This window comes from Streptococcus sp. ELY_90 (assembly GCF_058314475.1).
The window spans coordinates 25,833-46,054 of record NZ_JBZFUJ010000013.1 but is presented as its reverse complement, the minus strand read 5'-3'; the positions used below and the strand labels follow the sequence as shown (position 1 = coordinate 46,054).

Annotated in this window: 15 protein-coding genes and 2 pseudogenes; 10 read left to right on the top strand and 7 right to left on the bottom strand. The window is 30.8% G+C overall.

What is annotated here, in order from left to right:
* Positions 1 to 838: 838 nt before the first annotated feature.
* Positions 839 to 1,201 (bottom strand): annotated as a pseudogene (locus AC4HAF_RS08430) (Fic family protein); the annotation flags it as partial.
* On the opposite strand from AC4HAF_RS08430, the gene AC4HAF_RS08425 reads away from it, so the two are divergent.
* From AC4HAF_RS08425 to AC4HAF_RS08390, 8 genes are all read left to right on the top strand, one after another.
* The gene (locus AC4HAF_RS08425; protein WP_491097398.1) at positions 1,140 to 1,643 is read left to right on the top strand and encodes a hypothetical protein; all 504 of its coding nucleotides are present in this window, start codon (positions 1,140 to 1,142) and stop codon (positions 1,641 to 1,643) included. The pseudogene AC4HAF_RS08430 and the gene AC4HAF_RS08425 sit on opposite strands and share 62 nt — an antisense overlap.
* A gap of 135 nt (positions 1,644 to 1,778) precedes the next feature.
* Positions 1,779 to 2,366, top strand: a complete 588-nt coding sequence (locus AC4HAF_RS08420; RefSeq protein WP_491097397.1) for a TetR/AcrR family transcriptional regulator — start codon at positions 1,779 to 1,781, stop codon at positions 2,364 to 2,366.
* The gene (locus tag AC4HAF_RS08415) at positions 2,356 to 3,042 is read left to right on the top strand and encodes a thioesterase domain-containing protein (RefSeq protein WP_491097396.1); all 687 of its coding nucleotides are present in this window, start codon (positions 2,356 to 2,358) and stop codon (positions 3,040 to 3,042) included. Before AC4HAF_RS08420 ends, AC4HAF_RS08415 begins: the two co-directional genes overlap by 11 nt.
* Before the next feature lie 2 nt (positions 3,043 to 3,044).
* Positions 3,045 to 6,074: an amino acid adenylation domain-containing protein gene (locus AC4HAF_RS08410; protein WP_491097395.1), complete on the top strand. Its 3,030-nt coding sequence runs from the start codon at positions 3,045 to 3,047 to the stop codon at positions 6,072 to 6,074.
* Positions 6,075 to 6,090: 16 nt separating this feature from the next.
* Positions 6,091 to 9,357, top strand: a complete 3,267-nt coding sequence (locus AC4HAF_RS08405; RefSeq protein WP_491097394.1) for a beta-ketoacyl synthase N-terminal-like domain-containing protein — start codon at positions 6,091 to 6,093, stop codon at positions 9,355 to 9,357.
* A gap of 14 nt (positions 9,358 to 9,371) precedes the next feature.
* Positions 9,372 to 10,073, top strand: coding sequence for an ABC transporter ATP-binding protein (locus tag AC4HAF_RS08400; RefSeq protein WP_491097393.1), 702 nt, complete (start codon positions 9,372 to 9,374; stop codon positions 10,071 to 10,073).
* A complete protein-coding gene (locus AC4HAF_RS08395; RefSeq protein WP_491097392.1) occupies positions 10,074 to 12,335 on the top strand; it encodes an ABC transporter permease in 2,262 nt (753 codons plus the stop codon). It begins immediately after the preceding gene.
* 2 nt (positions 12,336 to 12,337) lie between these two features.
* Positions 12,338 to 12,973 (top strand): 4'-phosphopantetheinyl transferase family protein, encoded by a 636-nt coding sequence (locus AC4HAF_RS08390; protein ID WP_491097391.1) that lies wholly within the window; start codon positions 12,338 to 12,340, stop codon positions 12,971 to 12,973.
* A gap of 383 nt (positions 12,974 to 13,356) precedes the next feature.
* Here the strand turns inward: AC4HAF_RS08390 and tnpA are convergent, their stop codons facing one another.
* Both tnpA and AC4HAF_RS08380 read right to left on the bottom strand, forming a co-directional pair.
* On the bottom strand, positions 13,357 to 13,821 hold the full coding sequence (gene tnpA, locus AC4HAF_RS08385) for an IS200/IS605 family transposase (protein ID WP_491097390.1): 465 nt from the start codon (positions 13,819 to 13,821) through the stop codon (positions 13,357 to 13,359).
* 330 nt (positions 13,822 to 14,151) lie between these two features.
* Complete coding sequence (locus AC4HAF_RS08380) at positions 14,152 to 14,694, bottom strand: TetR/AcrR family transcriptional regulator (protein WP_491097389.1); 543 nt, start codon at positions 14,692 to 14,694, stop codon at positions 14,152 to 14,154.
* Positions 14,695 to 14,846: 152 nt separating this feature from the next.
* Between AC4HAF_RS08380 and AC4HAF_RS08375 the strand changes: the two genes are divergently transcribed.
* Positions 14,847 to 16,646 carry a DHA2 family efflux MFS transporter permease subunit gene (locus AC4HAF_RS08375; protein ID WP_491097388.1) on the top strand — a complete coding sequence of 600 codons (1,800 nt, stop codon included), beginning with the start codon at positions 14,847 to 14,849 and terminating at the stop codon, positions 16,644 to 16,646.
* Positions 16,647 to 16,740: 94 nt separating this feature from the next.
* A pseudogene (locus tag AC4HAF_RS08370) lies at positions 16,741 to 16,959 on the top strand (transposase); the annotation flags it as partial.
* Between the two features lie 124 nt (positions 16,960 to 17,083).
* Here the strand turns inward: AC4HAF_RS08370 and AC4HAF_RS08365 are convergent.
* From AC4HAF_RS08365 to AC4HAF_RS08350, 4 genes are all read right to left on the bottom strand, one after another.
* Entirely contained in the window at positions 17,084 to 17,695 is a 612-nt protein-coding gene (locus AC4HAF_RS08365; protein WP_491097387.1) for a Fic/DOC family protein, read from the bottom strand.
* Positions 17,688 to 17,876, bottom strand: a complete 189-nt coding sequence (locus AC4HAF_RS08360; protein ID WP_099390891.1) for a hypothetical protein — start codon at positions 17,874 to 17,876, stop codon at positions 17,688 to 17,690. The genes AC4HAF_RS08365 and AC4HAF_RS08360 overlap by 8 nt, the downstream gene beginning before the upstream one ends.
* Positions 17,877 to 18,382: 506 nt before the next feature.
* The gene (locus AC4HAF_RS08355; RefSeq protein ID WP_491097386.1) at positions 18,383 to 19,528 is read right to left on the bottom strand and encodes a tyrosine-type recombinase/integrase; all 1,146 of its coding nucleotides are present in this window, start codon (positions 19,526 to 19,528) and stop codon (positions 18,383 to 18,385) included.
* Between the two features lie 66 nt (positions 19,529 to 19,594).
* Positions 19,595 to 20,158, bottom strand: coding sequence for a helix-turn-helix domain-containing protein (locus AC4HAF_RS08350; protein ID WP_491097385.1), 564 nt, complete (start codon positions 20,156 to 20,158; stop codon positions 19,595 to 19,597).
* Positions 20,159 to 20,222: the final 64 nt, after the last annotated feature.

Genomic DNA, 20,222 nt, shown 5'->3' with positions numbered 1-20,222 from the left:
GTGGGTGTTTTTCCATATTGTGTCACTACCTTAGTTTTGGGAAGAATAGAGAGAAGGCTATGGCATTTTTCTATTACAATTCATGGTCTTATCTTTGTTTTATATGTGCCTTAAACTTTGGTATCAGTTCGTTTATTGGGGTGGGGTTGCAATATCTCTTTTCTTTCTCTCTTCTTATCTCTATCTGAAGTGGCGAGAGAATAGAAAGAAAATAGCATTGCTTTTCTCTTATTTATTATTAGTTGAAGGTTTCTAAACGTTATTTTAATGCGGTTCTTTGTGTGACCTACCATGGATTCATCTTTGAATTTTCAATTCTTTTTCTTAGATTATTGGGTATAAGATTGAAATATCATTTTAGTGATTGATATTTAGTGAGATGAGGCAGATTTTTGTTAGAAAAGAGAGAAAGCTTCGCTGTTTTTTCTTTTGTTTTATCGAATGCTTTACTAGCAAGGGTTTTAGTTTAAATCCGCAACTACATAAACGCAATACGTAGTTGCGGAAAAAATAACTTAACAGATGTTTCATCAAACACTTTGCTATCAAAAGTCATAGTTGTCTTCCGCCAATTGGTAAACGCAGTACCACTTAGCGGAAAATTACTTAACAAATCTGTTTGCGCAACTACATAAACGCAATACGTAGTTGCGCACAAAGTGAGATTTTTGATACAGAAAAACACCCCAATCGTTAGATTTTCTTGTCTAACTTTCAGGATGCAGTTCATACAGTAGGGGACAAAAGTTTTTTATAAAGGGTGTCATTAATAGAAATATTATTGCGTATGTTCAAGTAGAATTGACTAAATATAACAACAGGTAAGAATGCAAACTAATTACAGTTTTTCAAGTATTTTTCCAAGCAGTTCTTCTAACTTTTCTAAGTCTCCATAGACTGTTCCGTCCATATAAAGGTTGTAAATCTTATCATCTTGTTCAACGCGTATTTGTGCAGAGTATCCTTTTGACAGTGCTAAGGAACGAATGACTTCCCGTTGAGTCCGTCCATTGCCTTCTCGAAAAGGGTGGAAATAATTAAGGTTATCAAAAATTTTTGCTAATTGTTTAATAATCTCATCTTTTGAGTTAGCCGTTTGATGATAGGTATGAATAAGGTTGTTCATATAGGTTTCGGCGGTGTTAAAAGATTGTAATGGCATAAAAGGGTTACCACTTTTTGAAATATTAACCCTATCAAAAATATTTTATAGGCATGATTCTTTCCAAACAGTAATGAAAGATTTGTCAGTATCGGCAGAAGCGCTCAAATTTAGACTCTTAGATATTTTTCGATTTTATACGGATGAAAAGTATGATTCTGTTGTTAGAATTATTTCAGCCTATCAGCGAGGAGTAGTAAATGGAATATTTAAACTCTTCGATGAGATCAAAGAAAAAATTATTTCGAAATATGAAGCAATCAAAATCGATGTCACAAAGATGATAATTAAGAAAGTAGAAGAAACTGGATTTGTTACTAGTCTAGATTTTGAAGAGTTGCTAGATTGGAAATTTTGTAGAAAATTAATTAGTGAAAATAATAGAATAGATGCTTGGCAAGAATTTAGCAAAGAGAGAAAAATATCATACATTTGGCTCAAAGAAAAATTTACAAGTAAACAAGCTAGGAATAGAAGCTAAGCAGATAATATTGATAGAAGATATTAATTCAATTTGAATTAGGAATCAAATATCTTAATGGGGGTGACAGATCAGTTAAATCGTGTTAAAATTAAAAATGAATAGATATTTAGTTTTAAGGGAGAATATATCATTTTGCAATTTCAAAAGGAGTCTATTAGAGAAAAGATATTATCAGTTTCACAAACATTGTTTTTGGAGAGGGGATATCGAGAAACAAAAATGGAGGATATTGCAAGTTTAGTTGGCATATCAAAAGGAAATATTTATTCTTATTTTTCTTCAAAAGATAATATCTTTAAAGAATTAACTAGAAGTGCCACTGAATCACTTGAAAATATTACCAAATTTTTATCAACTAATAAGTTTGAGGGTGCAGAAAACCTGGAATCTGCAATTTTAGGTATAGTTTTTGATTTTATACTTCCTGTAAAAAATGGAATTATTTTGTTATATGAAAGGGAGGAGGAAGATGGTAGTCGATCAAATGTAAAAGCCTTGTTAGACATCATTTACCATATGGAAATACCTGAGGAAGTGGAGAGTCGACGAGAAACGGTATTAAAAATAATAGTTACTAATCTAATTAATGGATTTGTGACTATTCTAAAATTTAATAAATCTAATGATGTACTTAAACAAAGCATTATTGATTTTACTAACTATCACGTTGGAGGATTAGCCTACTTAAAAGATACTATCATAGAGAATTATGAAGAATAAAAAAGTTATACTATGTTTATTTTCAGGTGGAAATAAACATTCATATAATAGTCTTACTAGATTATTAGATAAAAATAATATTAGGTGGATTGTAGTAGAAAATCACATAGACGATAGTACAACTTACGAACAATGGGTAAGTAATGCGATTTCTCAAATAAACATAGATGAATCAGATGAAATAATTCTTTTTGGTCACAGTCTAGGTGCCTATCTAGCGTTAGAATTATCTAAAAATGAAAAAATTAGAAATAATTTGAAGAAATTGATTTTGTCTGGTGCAGTTTTGCCTCAAAAAATATCAAATGATATTTTTTTTAAAACTAAAAATGAATTGTCGTTTATTATTGAGAATTTAGGAGGTTTTCATAAAGGATATTCAGATTATTCTAAATATCAAGTTACTAAACTTATATTTGATCAGATGTACTCTGAGCAATTATTTCTTAAAACTTATAAACAGTTATATGTTAATGGAAATAAGGAGGTTCAGACAAATGATAATTTGGTAATTCTTGGTGGAGTGGATGATCCAATCACCAAAAATTACCAATTGGAGGAATGGAAAAATTTTTCATCTAAGAGATTTAAGTTAATTCAGTACTCAGGAAAACATTTTTTCTTTAGAAAACATGCTGAGCAGATAAAACAGATTATGATAAGTGAGGAGATTTAAAAATGAAGAAGATTATTAATAAATTGCAAGAGGCACTATATTATAAACAAATTGAAATAAAAAATAATACTTCATTAAATAATGTTTATTTTTATGAAATCAGAGGAAAACTGGATTTAGAACGACTTAGCTATATAATTGAACTTTTATTGAATCAAGATCCTATTTTCAATAGCTCATTTCATGAGGTTGCTAATGGGGTGGAGATGTCTGAAAACCCAAATTTATCCCATGAAATTGAGATAAATACAATTGATACAGACATTGAGCAGATATTTGTTTCAGAGGTAAAAAAATGTGCTCAAAAATTTAAGAATGAGTATGTAAATTTATATAAAGATAATTTGGTTAAATTCTCTTTATATAAAAGTGCAAATGGAAATTTTAATGCTGTAATTTGTTCAATTCACCATATCATTGAGGATGTATATAGCTTCTATAATTTTATCAATCGAGTCACAAATTATTTTAATAGCACACTCTCACTAGATGAGATTACAAAGCTAGTAAAAACAGAAACCTTACAAACTTATTATGATATTGACAATAACGAAATTTGTTCTTCTAATTCTCCCAATTATCATGTGGATCAAATTGGCATCCCTGAAATTACTTCTAGAAAGAATGAGGGTGGACAAATATATGGGAAGCAAGAGAGGTTTATAATTCAAAATAAATCACAGATCGATGAATTATTGAAAAAATACAAAATCTCACCCTTTGTGTTTTTTATGGGAATTCATACTATGCTTTTACATAAAATTACAAATCAATATTCTTTATCAATAGGAGTTCCGTTAGGTAATAGAACAAAATCAAATAAAAATGTATTTGGATATTTTGTAAATACCCTACCAATGGAGTTAAAATTAGAAGATGATCAAGAGTTTTTATCTTTATTACTAGATATCAAAAAGAAATTATTTACGCTTTTAAGAAATCAAAAATTGGATATCAGACATTTAATTAATAAGAATTATGATGTTTTAAATAATGCATTTACTTTTTATAAAGAGGATTCGTTACCAACTTTTAATGGAACTACCACAGTTCAGCACTATTTTGATTATAATCAAATTCAGTTTGATTTGTCAGTAATGGTTACCGAGCTTAACAATAATCTAAATAGCGGTTACTCTGTTATTTATGAGGTGGGCAACTATTTTGATGGGATAGATTTACAAAGCTTATTTAATGTCATTTTAAAGACGGCATGTAATAATATTGTTCAAAAAATTTCCAGTTTCCCGTCATATGATGAGAAGGAGTTATCCCTAACATTTGATAAACTGAATTATAAATATAATGATAGTTTATCAAATGACACACTAATAAATATTTGGAATAAACAGCTTGCACATTATAGTTCAAAAATAGCATTGAGACATGGAAATAAGTTTATAACGTATGAAGAGTTAGATAAACTGTCTACTAAATATGCAAATTGGTTAAATGCAAATGTTGCATCTGAACATATTATTTTATCATTCAATAAAAATATTGAACTTATAGCTTTAATAATGGGAATTTTAAAAGCAGGTAAAGTATATATTCCCATGCCTACAGATATTCCTACTGAGAGAAAAAATTTAATTATTGATTCATTAGAAAATCACTATTTAATTGATGATAATTGTTTGAAAGAAATAAAAGATAATCTTTCAGAGATTGATAATTTCAATGCTGGAACCATTGATGACTCTAGATATGCTTATTTTATTTTTACATCTGGAACGACTGGGAAACCTAAGACTGTCCAAATTACTAGATCAAATTTAAAAAATATGGTTGAATCAGTGAAAAAAAGATTTAGCATTAATTCAGATGAAATTTGGTGTACGGTGCATTCTATAGGATTTGACGCATCAATTTGGGAAATTATTGTACCACTTTTCTCTGGAGCTGAGTTGGTAATTGTTGATGATCGTATTAAAAGATCTCCTCGAGCATTTAGAAATTTCTTACAAAAAAATAATATATCTACTTTACTACAGACACCTACGGCATTTAAAATGCTTTCTAAAATTGATAATATTTTAGAATCAAAGCTTGCAATAACAAAATTATTTTTAGGTGCTGAATCTCTTCAATTTAATATTTTAAAAGATTGGATAAAGAAGTATCCATTGGGAAAATGTCAAGTGTTTAACTTATATGGCCCAACAGAATCTACTGTCTTAGCAACATCATATGAGGTTACAGAATACGACGTTAACAGTTCTAATGGAAATATAATAGGTACACCGTTAGAAAACACAAGAGCATTTATTGTAGATAATAAAAGATCATTATTGCCGAAAGGCATAATTGGAGAATTAGTTATTTCTGGAACCAGTGTGACACCTGGATATAGAAATAATATTGATTTAAATAGTGAAAAATTTATAAGAATAAATGATGAAATAACTGGTTATTTAACAGGAGATTTAGTTAAACTAAACAGTGATTATCAATTAGAGTATGTAGGGAGAAATGACAATTTAATTAAATTAAATGGGTTTAGAATAGAGATTGGTGAAATAGAAACAACCTTTGAAAAAGTATTTAAGACTTCAAGTTGTATTGTAGATAGTATTGACTATAATGGACAATCTTACCTCGTTGTTTATTATACATATGACGAAGAAATTCCTAAATCTTTTGGAATAAAACAATTAAACGCTTCATTACCTCATTATATGATACCTACTGTTTGGAAAAAAATAGAAGAATTTCCTATGACAACCAATGGAAAATTAGATTTTAATTTATTGAGAGAGGGGGTAATGGAATTAATTCAAAATGAATCTGATTTAGTTAAATTAGCTAATCTTTCAGTTTCTAAAGTAGTTATATCAATTTTGGAGGATGTAATTGGAGTAACAGAAATACAGGCTAATGATAATTTATATAATTTAGGTATTAGCTCAATTCATATACCATTGATATATAATCGTTTGGATAATTTATATCAATTATCAGACTTTGAAATGTCAGATATGTTTGATATGGTAACAGTCGAAGATTTGATTAATAAAGTTAAAGGTGACTAAAAAGGAAAGTAGTATAATGGGAAAATTATCAGAAAAGGTAGCAATTATTGGTTATAGTGGTCAATATGGAGGCGCAAAAGATGCAAATGAATTTTGGAGGAAATTAACTGCTGGAGAAGATTTTTTTACTCGAGGTAGTGGAGATAAAAATTTTGTAAATACATATTCTGAGGTTGAAGATATTAATTATTTCGATAATGAATTCTTTAAAATAAGTCCTAGAGAAGCTAAATATACAGATCCACAGCAAAGATTGTTTTTAGAACAGTGTTATAAACTTTTAGAGAATACTGGATATTCTAATTTGAAAATCAAAAAAAGAATTGGCGTATTTGCTTCTACTTCATTTAATTCATACTTATTAAATAATATCTTATCTGAAAATAGAGAAATTAAAGGTGTAGATTATAGTTTATTAATTGGTAATGATAAAGATTTTTTAGCAACTCGTGTTGCTTATAAATTGAATTTGGTTGGCCCCGCTATTACAGTACAAAATGCTTGTTCTAGTTCATTTGCATCATTAAATTATGCTTGCTTAAGCTTACTAAACAATGAATGTGAATCAGCTATTGTGGGAGGAGTTTCAGTTAAATTTCCACATGAAACAGGATATTACACTCGAGATGAAGACAATTTCTCAAGTACAGGAGAATGTAGACCTTTTGATAATGATGCAGATGGTCTTGTTATGGGGAGTGGATGCTCTGTAATTCTGATAAAAAAATTATCAGATGCAATTAAGGATAATGATAGTATCTATGCTGCAATTGATTCTGTTAGTATTAATAATGATGGGGCTGATAAATTTTCTTTTACAGCTCCAAGTCCTTCGGGTCAAGCTGATGTAATTAGCCAAACGTGGGGGGAAGAAAAAACTCCAATTGATTATATTGAAGCTCACGGGACAGGTACGAAGCTAGGGGATCCAATTGAATTAAACGCTTTAGCTCAAATTTATAAAACATCTAACAAACCAATTCCTATTGGTAGTGTCAAGGCTAACGTAGGTCATTTGGATGTGGTTGCTGGAGTAACCTCAATAATAAAACTGATTTATATGCTCAAAGAAAATACTATTTTAGCCAATAACAACTTAAATACTCTAAATTATCAATTAGAAAAATATACTAATAAATTTGAGTTTGTAACTACTAATCGTAGCGAACATATTAATAGAGTTGCAGTTAGTTCCTTTGGAATAGGAGGGACTAATGTGCATTCTATTCTTGAAAAATATGACAATAAAAGAATAGGTACATTATTACCCGTTTATTTACTTGCTTTCTCTGGAAGAAGTAATGCAGACATTGAAATTATTAATGATTCAATTCAGAATCTTTTGAAAGAGCAAGTCGATATTGGTGATCTTATTTATTCTGTTTCTAATAGATACCAAGATTTTTCAATGAAAACTTTTAAATTAGTTTTTGATGATGGAAGCTTATTTGATATTGATTTTAATATTGATGACAAAGAAGTAATCACATTTACTAATAAAGAGTTTCACTATTTAAATAATCTTTTTGGAACTAAGAATATCAGTAATATTAGTGATCTAATTCAGACTTACATAGTTTCTAATTCGGATATTGAAATTAGTTTGTCAGAGGTAAAACCTGATAAGAATGAAATTAATTGTAAAGAAACGTTAATTAAGTTTTATAGAATAATAGTCAAATTGCTAAATGACAATATTCAATTTGATTTTAAAAAATTATACAGTAGGCTAGGGTGGAAGCAAATTGAAACGTATCATTATCCGTTGAAAAAAGAATATCTTTTTATTGATGTTTCTGAAAAGCAAATAGAAAGTGATACCGAAGTGGAATCGAATAAGAATTCAAAAGAAATTGCAGAAACTGTATTAAGTGTTCTTTCAGAGACACTTTTAATTGATGATATACTTCTAGATGATAATTTTTATGAACTGGGTGGCGATTCATTACTTGCAATTGAGATTATTGATAATTTGCAAAAAGAGGGAATATTTTTAGAATTACAATCTCTCTTGGATAGTGGCTCAATCTTGGAGTTTATTTCATCTGCCAAGAACGAGCACCGAGAATTCAAAAACGAGCAAGACGATGATGATTTGATTACAGATACGGAAGTACCGGACTTTTCACTTAATACATTACCAATGAATGAAAGTAATAATCTTTTTAAGGAGGTATTATTGTTTGGTGCAACAGGTTACGTTGGTGCACATTTATTAGAAAAGTTGTCAAATGATCCTCAAATAGATAAAATTTATTGCTTAATTCGTTCTAATTCAAAAAAAGTTGAAGAGAGATTAAAAGACACATTAAACTATTATTTTGATTTTCCTAAGGTGAAACAAATTTTAGAAAAAGTCATTGTCGTTGAGGGAGATTTATTAGAGCAGAACTTCAATCTTTCTGATAAAGTTTTGGAAAAATTAAAAAATGTAGATGTTATCTTTAATAGTGCTGGTGATGTGTCACATTATAAAAAGTATGATTTACTTCGTAAAATAAATGTAGACGCTGTAGATAGAATTATTGAATTTTGTCTTGAAAATTCAATTCAATATTGTCATTTATCAACATTAGCGATTTCAGGAAATGATGGAATGACTTATTATGATAAGAAAACACTTGAGAAGAAGCAAGAATTTACAGAGCATCAATTGGATATTGGGCAACCACAATCTAATACTTATGTAAGGACAAAATTAGAGGCAGAGAAGTTAGTAATTAATGCTCTTTCTAGAGGACTGAAAGCTAAAATATATAGACTTGGTAATATAACTAATAGAAGTTCGGATGGATTGTTTCAAATTAATTCATCTACAGATGCTTTTGCTCAAAGACTTAAGGTACTTCATTTATTAGGTTGTTATCCAGAAGAGTTAGCTGATTATCAATTAGAGTTCACTCCAGTAGGTGAGACAGTGGAAGCTATTATAAAGTTATCAAAAATGAATTCTGAATTTCAGATTTTTCATATTAATAATCCTTATACTATTTCGATCTCCAGATTATCCTCCATCTATACTTATTTAGATCGAGAAATGAGGGGAGTGAAAAGTGAAGAATTTAAAAATAATCTTGAAAGTTTTATAGAAGAAAATAAATCTGATCCATATATTACTGAAATAATGATTAATGATTTTACAAATAATCAGTTATCTTATGATAGTCCATATTACTATACCAATGAATATACAATTCAAGCCCTTCAAAGTTTAGGTTTTGAGTGGAGTCCAATTGGTATTGATTACATTCAAAAATATATTGCATTTCTAGAAAAAGAATAAAAAGAGGTACATAAATGTCACAAATTTCATTTAAAAATGTCACACGCTATTTCGGTACGGGAGAATCATTAACTAAGGCACTTGATGGTGTATCGTTTGATATACAACAAGGAGAGTTTGCAGTAATTCTTGGGTCATCAGGATCTGGTAAGAGTACAGCATTAAACCTAATTGGTGGGTTAGATACTCCATCATCGGGGAGTCTTACTGTTGATGGGATAGAAATATCAAAGCTATCTGATAATAAACTGATGAAATATCGTCGAAATAAGATAGGTTTTGTTTTTCAGTTCTATAATTTATTGCCCAATCTTACTGTTTTTGAAAATGTGGATATTGCAAGTAAGCTTTCAAATAATCCATTAGACAGTAAGGAGATGTTAACAGCAGTTAAATTATCAAATAGAATCAATCATTTCCCGTCAAAATTATCTGGTGGTGAGATGCAACGTGTTTCTATTGCCCGTGCACTATGTAAAAATCCTAAAATTTTATTATGTGATGAACCGACAGGAGCTCTTGATAGTAACACTGGAAAAGATATTTTAATTTTATTAAAAGATATTGCAAAAAAATATGGAGTTACTATTGTTATGGTGACTCATAATAATGAGATTGCAAAAGTAGCTGATAAAGTAATTACTATGAAAGACGGACATATCACATCATTAGAGGAAAATAGGTTTCCATTACCACCAGAGGAGGTAATTTTATAAATGATATATTTACTAAAAAAAAGTCTGAGAGATTTGTGGCAGTATAAAGGTCAATTTATCTCAGTGTTTGTTATGTCATTCTTATGTATATTTGTATTTGCAGGTTTAGATGGGACATGGCAATCAATGTCAAATAACAGTAAACAGTATTTTGATAAAACTTCTCTAGCTGATAATTGGATTATTACCAAAGGTGTAACACCTGCACAAAAACAAGATATTGAAAAATTATCTTCTATTAATCTTGTGAATTTTGAATCAATCTTATCTGGAGAAGTAATATCAGGTAGTGAGAGTGCAGATTTTAAAATAGTTACAACAGAAAATAATGATGTATCAAAGGTACAAGTAGTTGACGGTGAATCTTATAATTCAGAAGAAGGGGTGTGGATTGATAAATTTTTTGCTGATGCAAAGGATATTAAAGTTGGAGATTCTATTAATGTAAAAGTACAAGATAAGAGTCGTAATGTTAAGGTCTCGGGTATTATTAGAAGTTCAGAGTATATCGGATACACTGGATCTGGTACTGCAACACCTACAGATCATGAAGCTTATGGATATATGTATGTTGGTAAGAAAACATTAGCAACGCTTACTGGACAACCGTTAATATATAATCAAATTGAAATTATTAGGAAAAAGGGAGAAAGCAACGATGATTTGAGAGAGGAAGTTCATAAGATTCTCGGAAATCAAATGGTGTCGTTCTATGACCGTAGCGATAATAATAATTTAACCTACTTTACTAATAAAATTACTTCTATAAGAAGTATATCTATCTTATTTTCAATAATTTTTATCTTGCTTGCTCTATTAACATCTTATTCAACAATTAGTCGATTGGTATCTTCTCAAAGAGTGCAAATTGGTACATTGATGGCTATGGGGTTTTCAAAATATTATTTGTTAGCTCATTATATCAGTTTTGGATTTATAATTAGTAGTGCGGGATCTATTTTAGGGTATACATGTTCTCGTGGACTTAGCAATTTGATGCTGAATAGTCAAAAAGAATTTCATCTGATGCCAAGTTGGGATGTTCCTATTTCATATACATCTATAATTGTTGTTATTATAGTAATCTTGATTTGTTCCCTAGCTTCATTAAGTGCTAGTTATAAATTAGTTACTACAAACCCAGCATTAATAATGAAAAATAATAGTTCATTAACTATTGAACCGCGTTTTAATTTTAATAATAAATTACTAAGTTATGAATGGAATTGGACAATTAGAGATCTTTTCCGTTCTAAATTGAGATTTTTAATTTCGATAATAGCTGTTTTTGGTAGTGTTGTATTAATTTTATCAGCTAATGGCTTAAAAGATTCTGTAGATTATAGCAATAGTAAAGTATATGGTGATGTATTTTCCTATAAAACAAAAATTAATGTTAAATCTGGAACTGATAGAAAAAATATAGAAAAACAAATTACAAAGAATGGTCAATGGATTCAAGAGAGTGCCATTGAGTTAAAAAAAGATTCAGTAGTGAAACCTACAAGTTTAATGGTAATTGATAAAGGACAATTTGTACATATTTCACTACCTAAATCATCTAATAATGTTGTGATTACCAAACATCTATCTTCAAAACTTGGAATAAAAGTTGGAAATACGATTAGTATAAAGAGTCCTGAAACTGGTAAATATATCAAGTTTAGAGTTGGAAAAATCTTAGATATACCTTTCCCACAAGGAATATATGTGTCTGATGAAGTGTGGAGACACGAAAAAAATAAATTTATACCTACATCTTATTTGATTGATAAAAAAGTTTCAGAGAAGAGTAATAATCAAATTGAATCAACTATTACTTTGGATCAACAACTTGAAAGTACTAAAGTTATAATGAGAAGTGTGAATACCATTGTAGTCATTATGATTGTTGCGTCTGTATTATTATCAATTGTTATTTTATATAATACTGGTATGCTTTCTTATATTGAGAAATCTAAAGAGTACTCGACACTAAAAGTGCTAGGATTTTCTAACTTAGAATTGTTTAAATTAATTTTTTACAATAGCTTACCAGCTTTATTAGTTGGTTGTGTAGCAGGGATTATTGCAGGAATTAAATTTATGGGTATCTTCGTTTCGTTAGTAAGTACTGATGTTAGAGCCTATTTACTTTATTTGACATCAATAAATATTTTATTTACTTTAGTTATTGTAATTGGATGTACTCTAGTAGTGAATTTCATTATCTATAGAAAATTAAAGAAAGCAAACCTAGTTGAAGCACTAAAAGAAGAGTAAAGATGATTCAAATTTATGTTTTGAATATTACTAAAGTAGATTATGAAGATATCTTGAAAAAATTTGGTCATTATCTACCTAAATTTAGATTAAATAAACTTACTAGCTATCGTTTTTTAGATGATAAGAAAAGAAGTTTAATGTCTTGGTTGATATTATTGATAGGACTTAAAGTAAAATTCAATTTTGATATTAATCAGCTACAAATTTCATATTCAATATATGGAAAACCATATATTGAAAATAGTGATATAAAATTTAGTATTTCTCACTCAGGTAAATATGTTATATGCGCTTTAAGTAGGTCAGATGTTGGTATTGATATTGAGTTCTACAGAGAGTTAAGTCTTAATATCGCAAATGATTCTCAATCTTACATAAAAGAATGGACAATCAAAGAAAGCTATTTAAAGTTATTAGGTTATGGATTGTACCTTCCACTAGAACGTTTAACAATTATTGAAAATCAAGATAGAATTCTATGCTACGATAAAACTAAAGAAAATGATGAAGCTCTCATAACTAATGTTGATATAGATTCAATGTATTCTTGTTCGTTAGCATGCATGGAGAATAAGGTTATTAATATCAATCATATTGAACCTTATGAAATAGAAAAATACTTGTGTGAGTATTAATCCTAACAAAATGAGTTCTATAATTGTCTCATTTAAATGTTTATATTCTGTTAAAGACATTAGCAATAATGAGATTTTCAATTTGTAGAAAGCTTCTTTGGAATTTTGATATTGTTCATTTCTTGGGATTATTTCCCTCTTGATTGCTAAGTTTTCTTCCTATTAAATAGAGTATATATTTCGTACTTAAAAGTTCCCTGCTTTCTTCAAAGAAATTCCAGCTTTTTGAAATTGAGGCAAAATCATAACCACCCGTCAAACGGGTGGTTTGAAGCAGGGCTATAAGCCCGCATCACCAGCCAGCGCCTAAAGACGCTGGCTTTCACTTTGTTCAAGCCTTATCGCTAGTGACTCGTCACTAGCCTCTTAAAGAGGCGTTGGTATTACTTGCCACCATCCCTAAAGGGATCTTCGTATTCTTTTACGCTCAATTTATCCAGGGCAATGTCATGTTTTTCTTGTTCTTGGATATATTTTTTGATAGTCGATTCATTCAGTCCAACTGTGCTCACATAATAGCCCTCTGCCCAAAAATGGCGGCTTCCAAATTTATATTTGAGATTAGCGTATTTGTCAAACATCATCAGGGCACTCTTACCTTTTAAGTAGACCATAAAACTTGAAACGCTGATTCTTGGGGGAATACTAACTAGCATATGAACATGATCTGGCATTAAATGTCCTTCTATTATTTCGACTCCTTTATAACTACATAAACGTCGAAATATTTCGCCTAGACTGCTTCGATATTGATTATAGATTACTTTTCGTCTATACTTAGGGGTGAACACAATGTGGTATTTACACATCCACTTTGTGTGTGATAAATTATGCGCTTTTTGAGCCATACTTTTCTCCTTTCGCTTTACAATAGGCTTGAACACCTCTATTGTAGCGCGTTTGGAGTTTTTTTGGTATAACCTCTGTTGCGCACCCGCATAGCGGGTGGTTTATTTGTCTCGCACCAAAGGGCGCGAGACGGACTGAAAGTCACATAATAAAAAAACTTATAAGCTTGAAGCGATAGACATTCAAAGTTATTCCAGCTCCTGGTCATAAAACCATGTCTTAAGAAAGCACGTAAAGCTAGTCAGTTCTCAAAACGTTAAGAACGGCTTTATATCAATATTTCAAAGCACCCAAGGGTTTGCCCTATGGGTGTTTTTCTCTATTTTTTATTATTTCCAAAATAGCTGTTCAATTTTAATTATATTATCTACGACTTTTTCGGGACTTTCCGATAAATCGTTATCAATCCAGAACGAAATAATGGTTTCAAAAGATGCAGAGAAGGCTTTTATAATAATTTCATCTGAAATCTTCGTATTTTTTTTAATCTTTTCTCTAATAGTTGTGTTGTTATTTATTAGATCACAAATTAGTTGTTGAACTTTATCTTTAAATTGAACGTGAGGTGCTTTTGATATTGCTTTAAAATGTTTATAATCATTTTGAATTAATAGTAAGGCTTTTAAAAGCATATCCTCTTTATCTAAATTTCCTTGAGCTAAAATCTCCCAAAATCTTTGCATCGTCTCTGTTCCGATAGAATAAGCTAAATCATTCTTATCAAGAAAATGTTGATAAAATGTTCCCCTACTAATGTTTGCTCTCTGAGTTATATTTCCTATGGTTATTTTTGAGTACTCCATTTCAAGTAGGAGATCTATCAAAGCAGCTTTGATGTTAGTAACGCTATTTGTCTTTCTTTTTTTTGTCATTTTTACCTTAATTAAACACATTGTTTGATTTTGTCATGGTCAATATATGTATATTATTATATTCTATTTATGTGAATTATGAAAGTTAAAAATGACTGTTTTATGTTCACGAAGATAATTGATGCATCGTTAATCATTTAACAAAATAATTAATGAAGGGAATAGAATTTAATGACAAAATCAAGAAAAATTTTAGGATTTATAGGGCTGGTTTTATAGGGCTGGTTTTAGCAATGTTTATGGGGGTTTTAGATGCAACGATTGTTAATATTGCCCTACCAGATATTATGGAAGACTTAAATACGGGATTGACTGATACAAGTTGGGTAGCAACAATCTATGTTTTAGCAATGGCTGTATTTATTATTACAGTTTCAAAACTCGCTGATGTCTACGGTAGAAAATTGGTTATGCTAATTGGTGTAGTAATATTTGGTGCTTTCTCATTCGCCTGTATGATGGCTGATTCATTATTACTCTTAATTATTTTTAGGTTATTCCAAGGAATTGGAGGTGCAATATTAACTCCAATTGTTCTACCCATGGGAATTGAACTATTTGGGAAAGAGAATACCAGTCGTATTACTGCTATTATGGGTGCCTTCAGTGCCTTAGCTGCAGCGGGAGGACCAGTAATTGGTGGTTTAATTATCCATTGGACAACATATCATTGGATTTTTGGTATTAATGTTCCAATCGCCATCTTTGCATTTTTGATGATCCTAGTGGGGACAAAAGAATCATATGATTTAACAATTTCAAAGGATATTGACTGGCTAGGTATGATTTTTCTTACTTGTACTTTAGGTGGACTTACATTTGGTTTATTGGAAGGTCGCGAGTATGGTTGGGTATCACAAACCATCATAGCTAGTTTTGTTATTAGTGTTGTAGGCCTATTTTTTCTTATTTTAACCGAAAGAAGAGTAAAATCACCTATTATTGAATTAAAATTATTCAAGGAAAGTACATTCACATCTTCGAGCATTATTTATATGATTTTTGGATTTGCGATTATCGTACCTTCATTGATTTTAAACTATTTCTTGCAAAATGTTCGCAACTATTCTGCTTTACATTCGGCATATCTTATTATTCCTGCCTCTTTAGCTATCGTAGTAGGTATGCCGTTAGCAACTAAGATGTACCAAAAAATTAGTGCAAGATTACTCATTAGTATCGGGTTGGTTATTACAGCAGGCGGATTATTTATGCTTAGTCTTGTTCAGTATAATACTTCACAAAGCATCATTGTTTGTTGTAATGTGATTATTGGTTTAGGACTAGGATTTATGGCAATGGCATTAACATCATCTGTAAAATATTTACCAGTGAATAAGGCTGGAATTGGGTCAGGTATCGTTAATGCTTCCAGATATATTGGGCAAGCCATTGGTGTGGCTCTCTTGGTTACCATTTTAAATAGTAATGTTAATATTGCTAAAACACAAATTAAGGAAACATCGTATAACCAAATTGAAAAACGGGTTTTATCAACAGATGTAAAAAAAGTTGCTAAGAAGGAAATGGCAAAAACTTTCAAGACGACCAAGAACAGCAATAGTATTTCAACCAAACAAAATAGGATGGTTAAGACAATCAAAATAGCTGCTCAAAAGACAGATAATCTTCCAGATCCTAAAAAGGGGAGTAATTATAGAAAGATTTATGATGCAAATCAGTTATTGATTAAGGGAGTTGAAACCATTAGTTCAAGTGTCTCTCAGTTATCAAGTAGTTTGAAAACTATATCTGGAGGACAAGCCAAAGTTGGTACAGCTATTAAATTATTAGCTCAAAAGGATGAATTAAACGCTGCTCTTAAGGCCATTGTCAAAGAAAAAAATGAGCAGTTGGGCAGGGCATTTGATAATGTATTTATTGTAGGAGCAATCATTGTATTGATATGTACTCCGTTGGCTCTGATGACAGAAAAGCGAAAAGATGTATAACTAAATAATTTTATATGTTTCTTAAAATGATTTTTTAATAGGGAAAGCCAGTCTAGATTATAGGCTGGTTTTTTATATAGATGATCACTTTACTAAAACAGTTTTCAGAACCTATCTAAAATACAAAGCTTACATCACCAACGCCCTTGAATATCCTTATTCCAATGCCAAGTTGGAAGCAACCAATAAGGTCATCAAAGATATCAAACGCCAAGCCTCTGGCTTTCGAAATTTCAAGAACTTCAAAACAAAAATTCTCGTCGCTTTAAACATTATAAAAGAGAGAACCCATTTGATTTTCTCTCGTGCTTAGTTATAAGGCCGTTATAAGTCACCCACTACAGTTGACAATAAGCCAATTTTTAGTGCTGATTCTATTTTAGGGAATTATATTTTTTGCGGTATTAGAGAACATAGGAATGTTTTGGTAAATAAATTTATAACTTTTCCAGTATTTTACCAAGTAGTTCTTCTAACTTTTCTAAGTCTCCATAGACTGTTCCGTCCATATAAAGGTTGTAAATCTTATCATCTTGTTCAACGCGTATTTGTGCAGAGTATCCTTTTGACAGTGCTAAGGAACGAATGACTTCCCGTTGAGTCCGTCCATTGCCTTCTCGAAACGGATGGAAATAATTAAGGTTATCAAGAATTTTTGCTAATTGTTTAATAATCTCATCTTTTGAATTAGCCGTTTGATGATAGGTATGAATAAGTTGGTTCATATAGGTTTCAGCAGTATTAAAAGATTGTAATGGCATAAAAGGATTACCACTTTTTGAAATATTAACCCTACGATATTGCCCTGCCCAAGAATAAACATCTTGGAATAAATAGTTATGGATAGCTAAAATATCCCTAATAGAATTGACTTCAATAGCCTTTAATCGCAAATCTGCAAGTCGTCTAGTAACTAGAAGGTGTTCGTTCCGATAGGCTTCTTCAATATTTGTAATGTTTTGTTTGTTGATTAAGACTGTAGAATTTGGATAGGTGTATTGATTATTAGGGTCAATGTACTTATAGCCTTCGTATTGATTTTTAACCAAGGTTCAATTCCTTTCGCTTGTTGATAACATAAGCTTTTAAATCAATCACATCTTGCACAGTGGGTTCATAATTTTCAATCATTGATGAACCAATGGCATACCAAACAGTATCAAAATCTGAAAAGTTATCAAAAGGAATCCCTAAAATTGTTAATTCCTCTTTATTTACATCAAGAGTCATGGTATACCTCCATGTATAACGCTGTCTCTATTATACCATAAAATGGGTATGTTCACATGGAGAGATAGGAGCTATAAAAACCCAAATGCAAACGCCTGAGTTAATAAATGTTGTACAAATTTTATCTGATAAGGAAGTTAAACTATTCTTGTTACTGTTATTAAGTAGTGGTGTGAACTTTTTGGTATTTAATAGCTCAATTCGTATGTTTTTGTAAAAAAATTCACACCATTCAGATGATATTAGTTGAAATTAGATGAAAGAATGCTTTCTGAAAAAGCGAGAAAATGTTGACGTTAAAGCATTTTGAAATTCATTCAAACAGGGATTGTTCAAACCAGGTCTTAAGAAAGCACGTAAAGCTAGTCAGTTCTCAAAACGTTAAGAACAGCTTTACAGCAACGATTACAAGCATTTTGCAAGTCCCTTGCAAGGTGCTTTTTTTGTTAATTTTTGCTCGTGATACCGTTTTTGATACCGAGTTGAAAAACTTTTACACCTATTTTCTAATTGCTTTTGAGATAATCAGCATAATGATTGACTGATTTATCTTCACCTGCTCTTGTAACATGGCTATATGTATCCAAGGTCATTTGACTGCTTGCATGACCTAGTCGCTTGGCTGTATTAACTGGATCAATTCCAATTTCAGTCATTAGGGTTGCATGAGTATGTCTGAAGCCGTGAGGACTAATCTTTTTTAGGTGGTGATGTCTGATGATACGATTTAAAATATTATTGATATAATCGGCGTGTAATGGCTCGACTGCTCCTGCTTGTGTACGATAAGTAAATAGATAATCTTGCTCAATAGAAAGAGGTGTGACTGAAAGTTGAGCCCTTTCTTTTTGGCTTTGCTGTTTCCATTTGTACAAAATGGCCAAAGTTTCAGTATCAAGCTTTATTTTTCTTACGGAAAACTCGTTTTTTGTACCCTTTTCAATTGCTTTACCTTTTACTCTCCCTAGGCTTTTACTTATACTGAGGGTTTCGCTGTCAAAATTTATATCAGCCCATCTTAGGGCGTAAAGTTCGCCTTTTCGCAGTCCACTATAAGCCAGTAGCCTGAAAAGAACATAATGCTTGTACGGCTCTTCTTTTAAGACAATGGACAAGAATTCCTGTAACTCTTGGACAGACCAAAAATTCTCTGCAGACGCATGCTTTCTTCTTGGCAGTATAATTTCAGCCATAGGGTTATGTTTAAGCAATCTCATTTTTATAGCGAAATCAAACACTTTGCTAGTGTATGACTTGATTTGCTTGATATTTCTATAAATCTCTGCTTTTTCTGTAATAAAGTCCTGGCAATCTAAAGGACTTATTTTTTTAATCTGTTTATCTCCAAAGGTTGGTAAGATATGCAGCCTAAAAATATCAAGCGTCCTCGAGGCTGTAGTCGCCTCTACTGTCCCCTGATAGCTTTTAAACCATTTCTCAAAGATTTCTCTGTAGAGCTCCTTAGAAGCTCTCTGAGGGGCTATAAAAGCCTCTGTATTCATTTTATGGTTAATAGCATTCTCATACCGTTTTGCTTCTCTACGTGTCTTAAAACCACGTTTTAGGTGGTCTCGACGTTGACCATCTAAGGTCATATAGATTTTCACAAAATATCGGTTGCCTTTTCTAGTCTTGTATTTATGAATAGACATTGTAATTTCTCCTTTATTTCTAAGATTTCGGAGCTTATAAAATAAAGAAATTACGAGCTGTCCTAATTATTTTTTATTCTTACCAGCTATTAGTCTCTTGTACTCGTCAGAGTTTTTCCAAGCTTCCCATACATAGTGATAAGGAGAATTTTTAGCACTTGATTTGTTGATGAGAAGTGGCAACAATCCTTCTCCTTTGTCTGATATAAATTGTTTGATGGCTTTAACCAAAACAGGATTAAAGTCTTTTTTATTAACCATGAAATCAATATAATCTGCCAGTTGCTCAGATTGGTTAATTTCGGCCAGCAAAACAGCTAATTCATCACCAAAAGGAGTCCATTCGGTAATCTTATTTTCTATGGTGTTTTGCCCTCTTAGTATTTTAGAAAAGCCTTTTAGAATCTCTTTGGTTGACCCAGGGTTTATCAAATTTGGATTATCGTCAAGTCCTAACAAGTAGGGAACTGATACGCCAAAATAATCGGCTAGAATTTTGGCATTTTCTTTTTTAGGGGTTCTAATCCCTTGATTATAACCTGATAAAGTAGGGTAAGCAATACCAGTTTCAGCACTGATTTGTGTAAGTTTCTTCCCGCTTTCTTTTATTAATTTTTCTATATTGGTCATATTTTTCCTTTCTATAATTAGTATTTATCATATTATATCATATATCATTCAAATTGAATAAAAT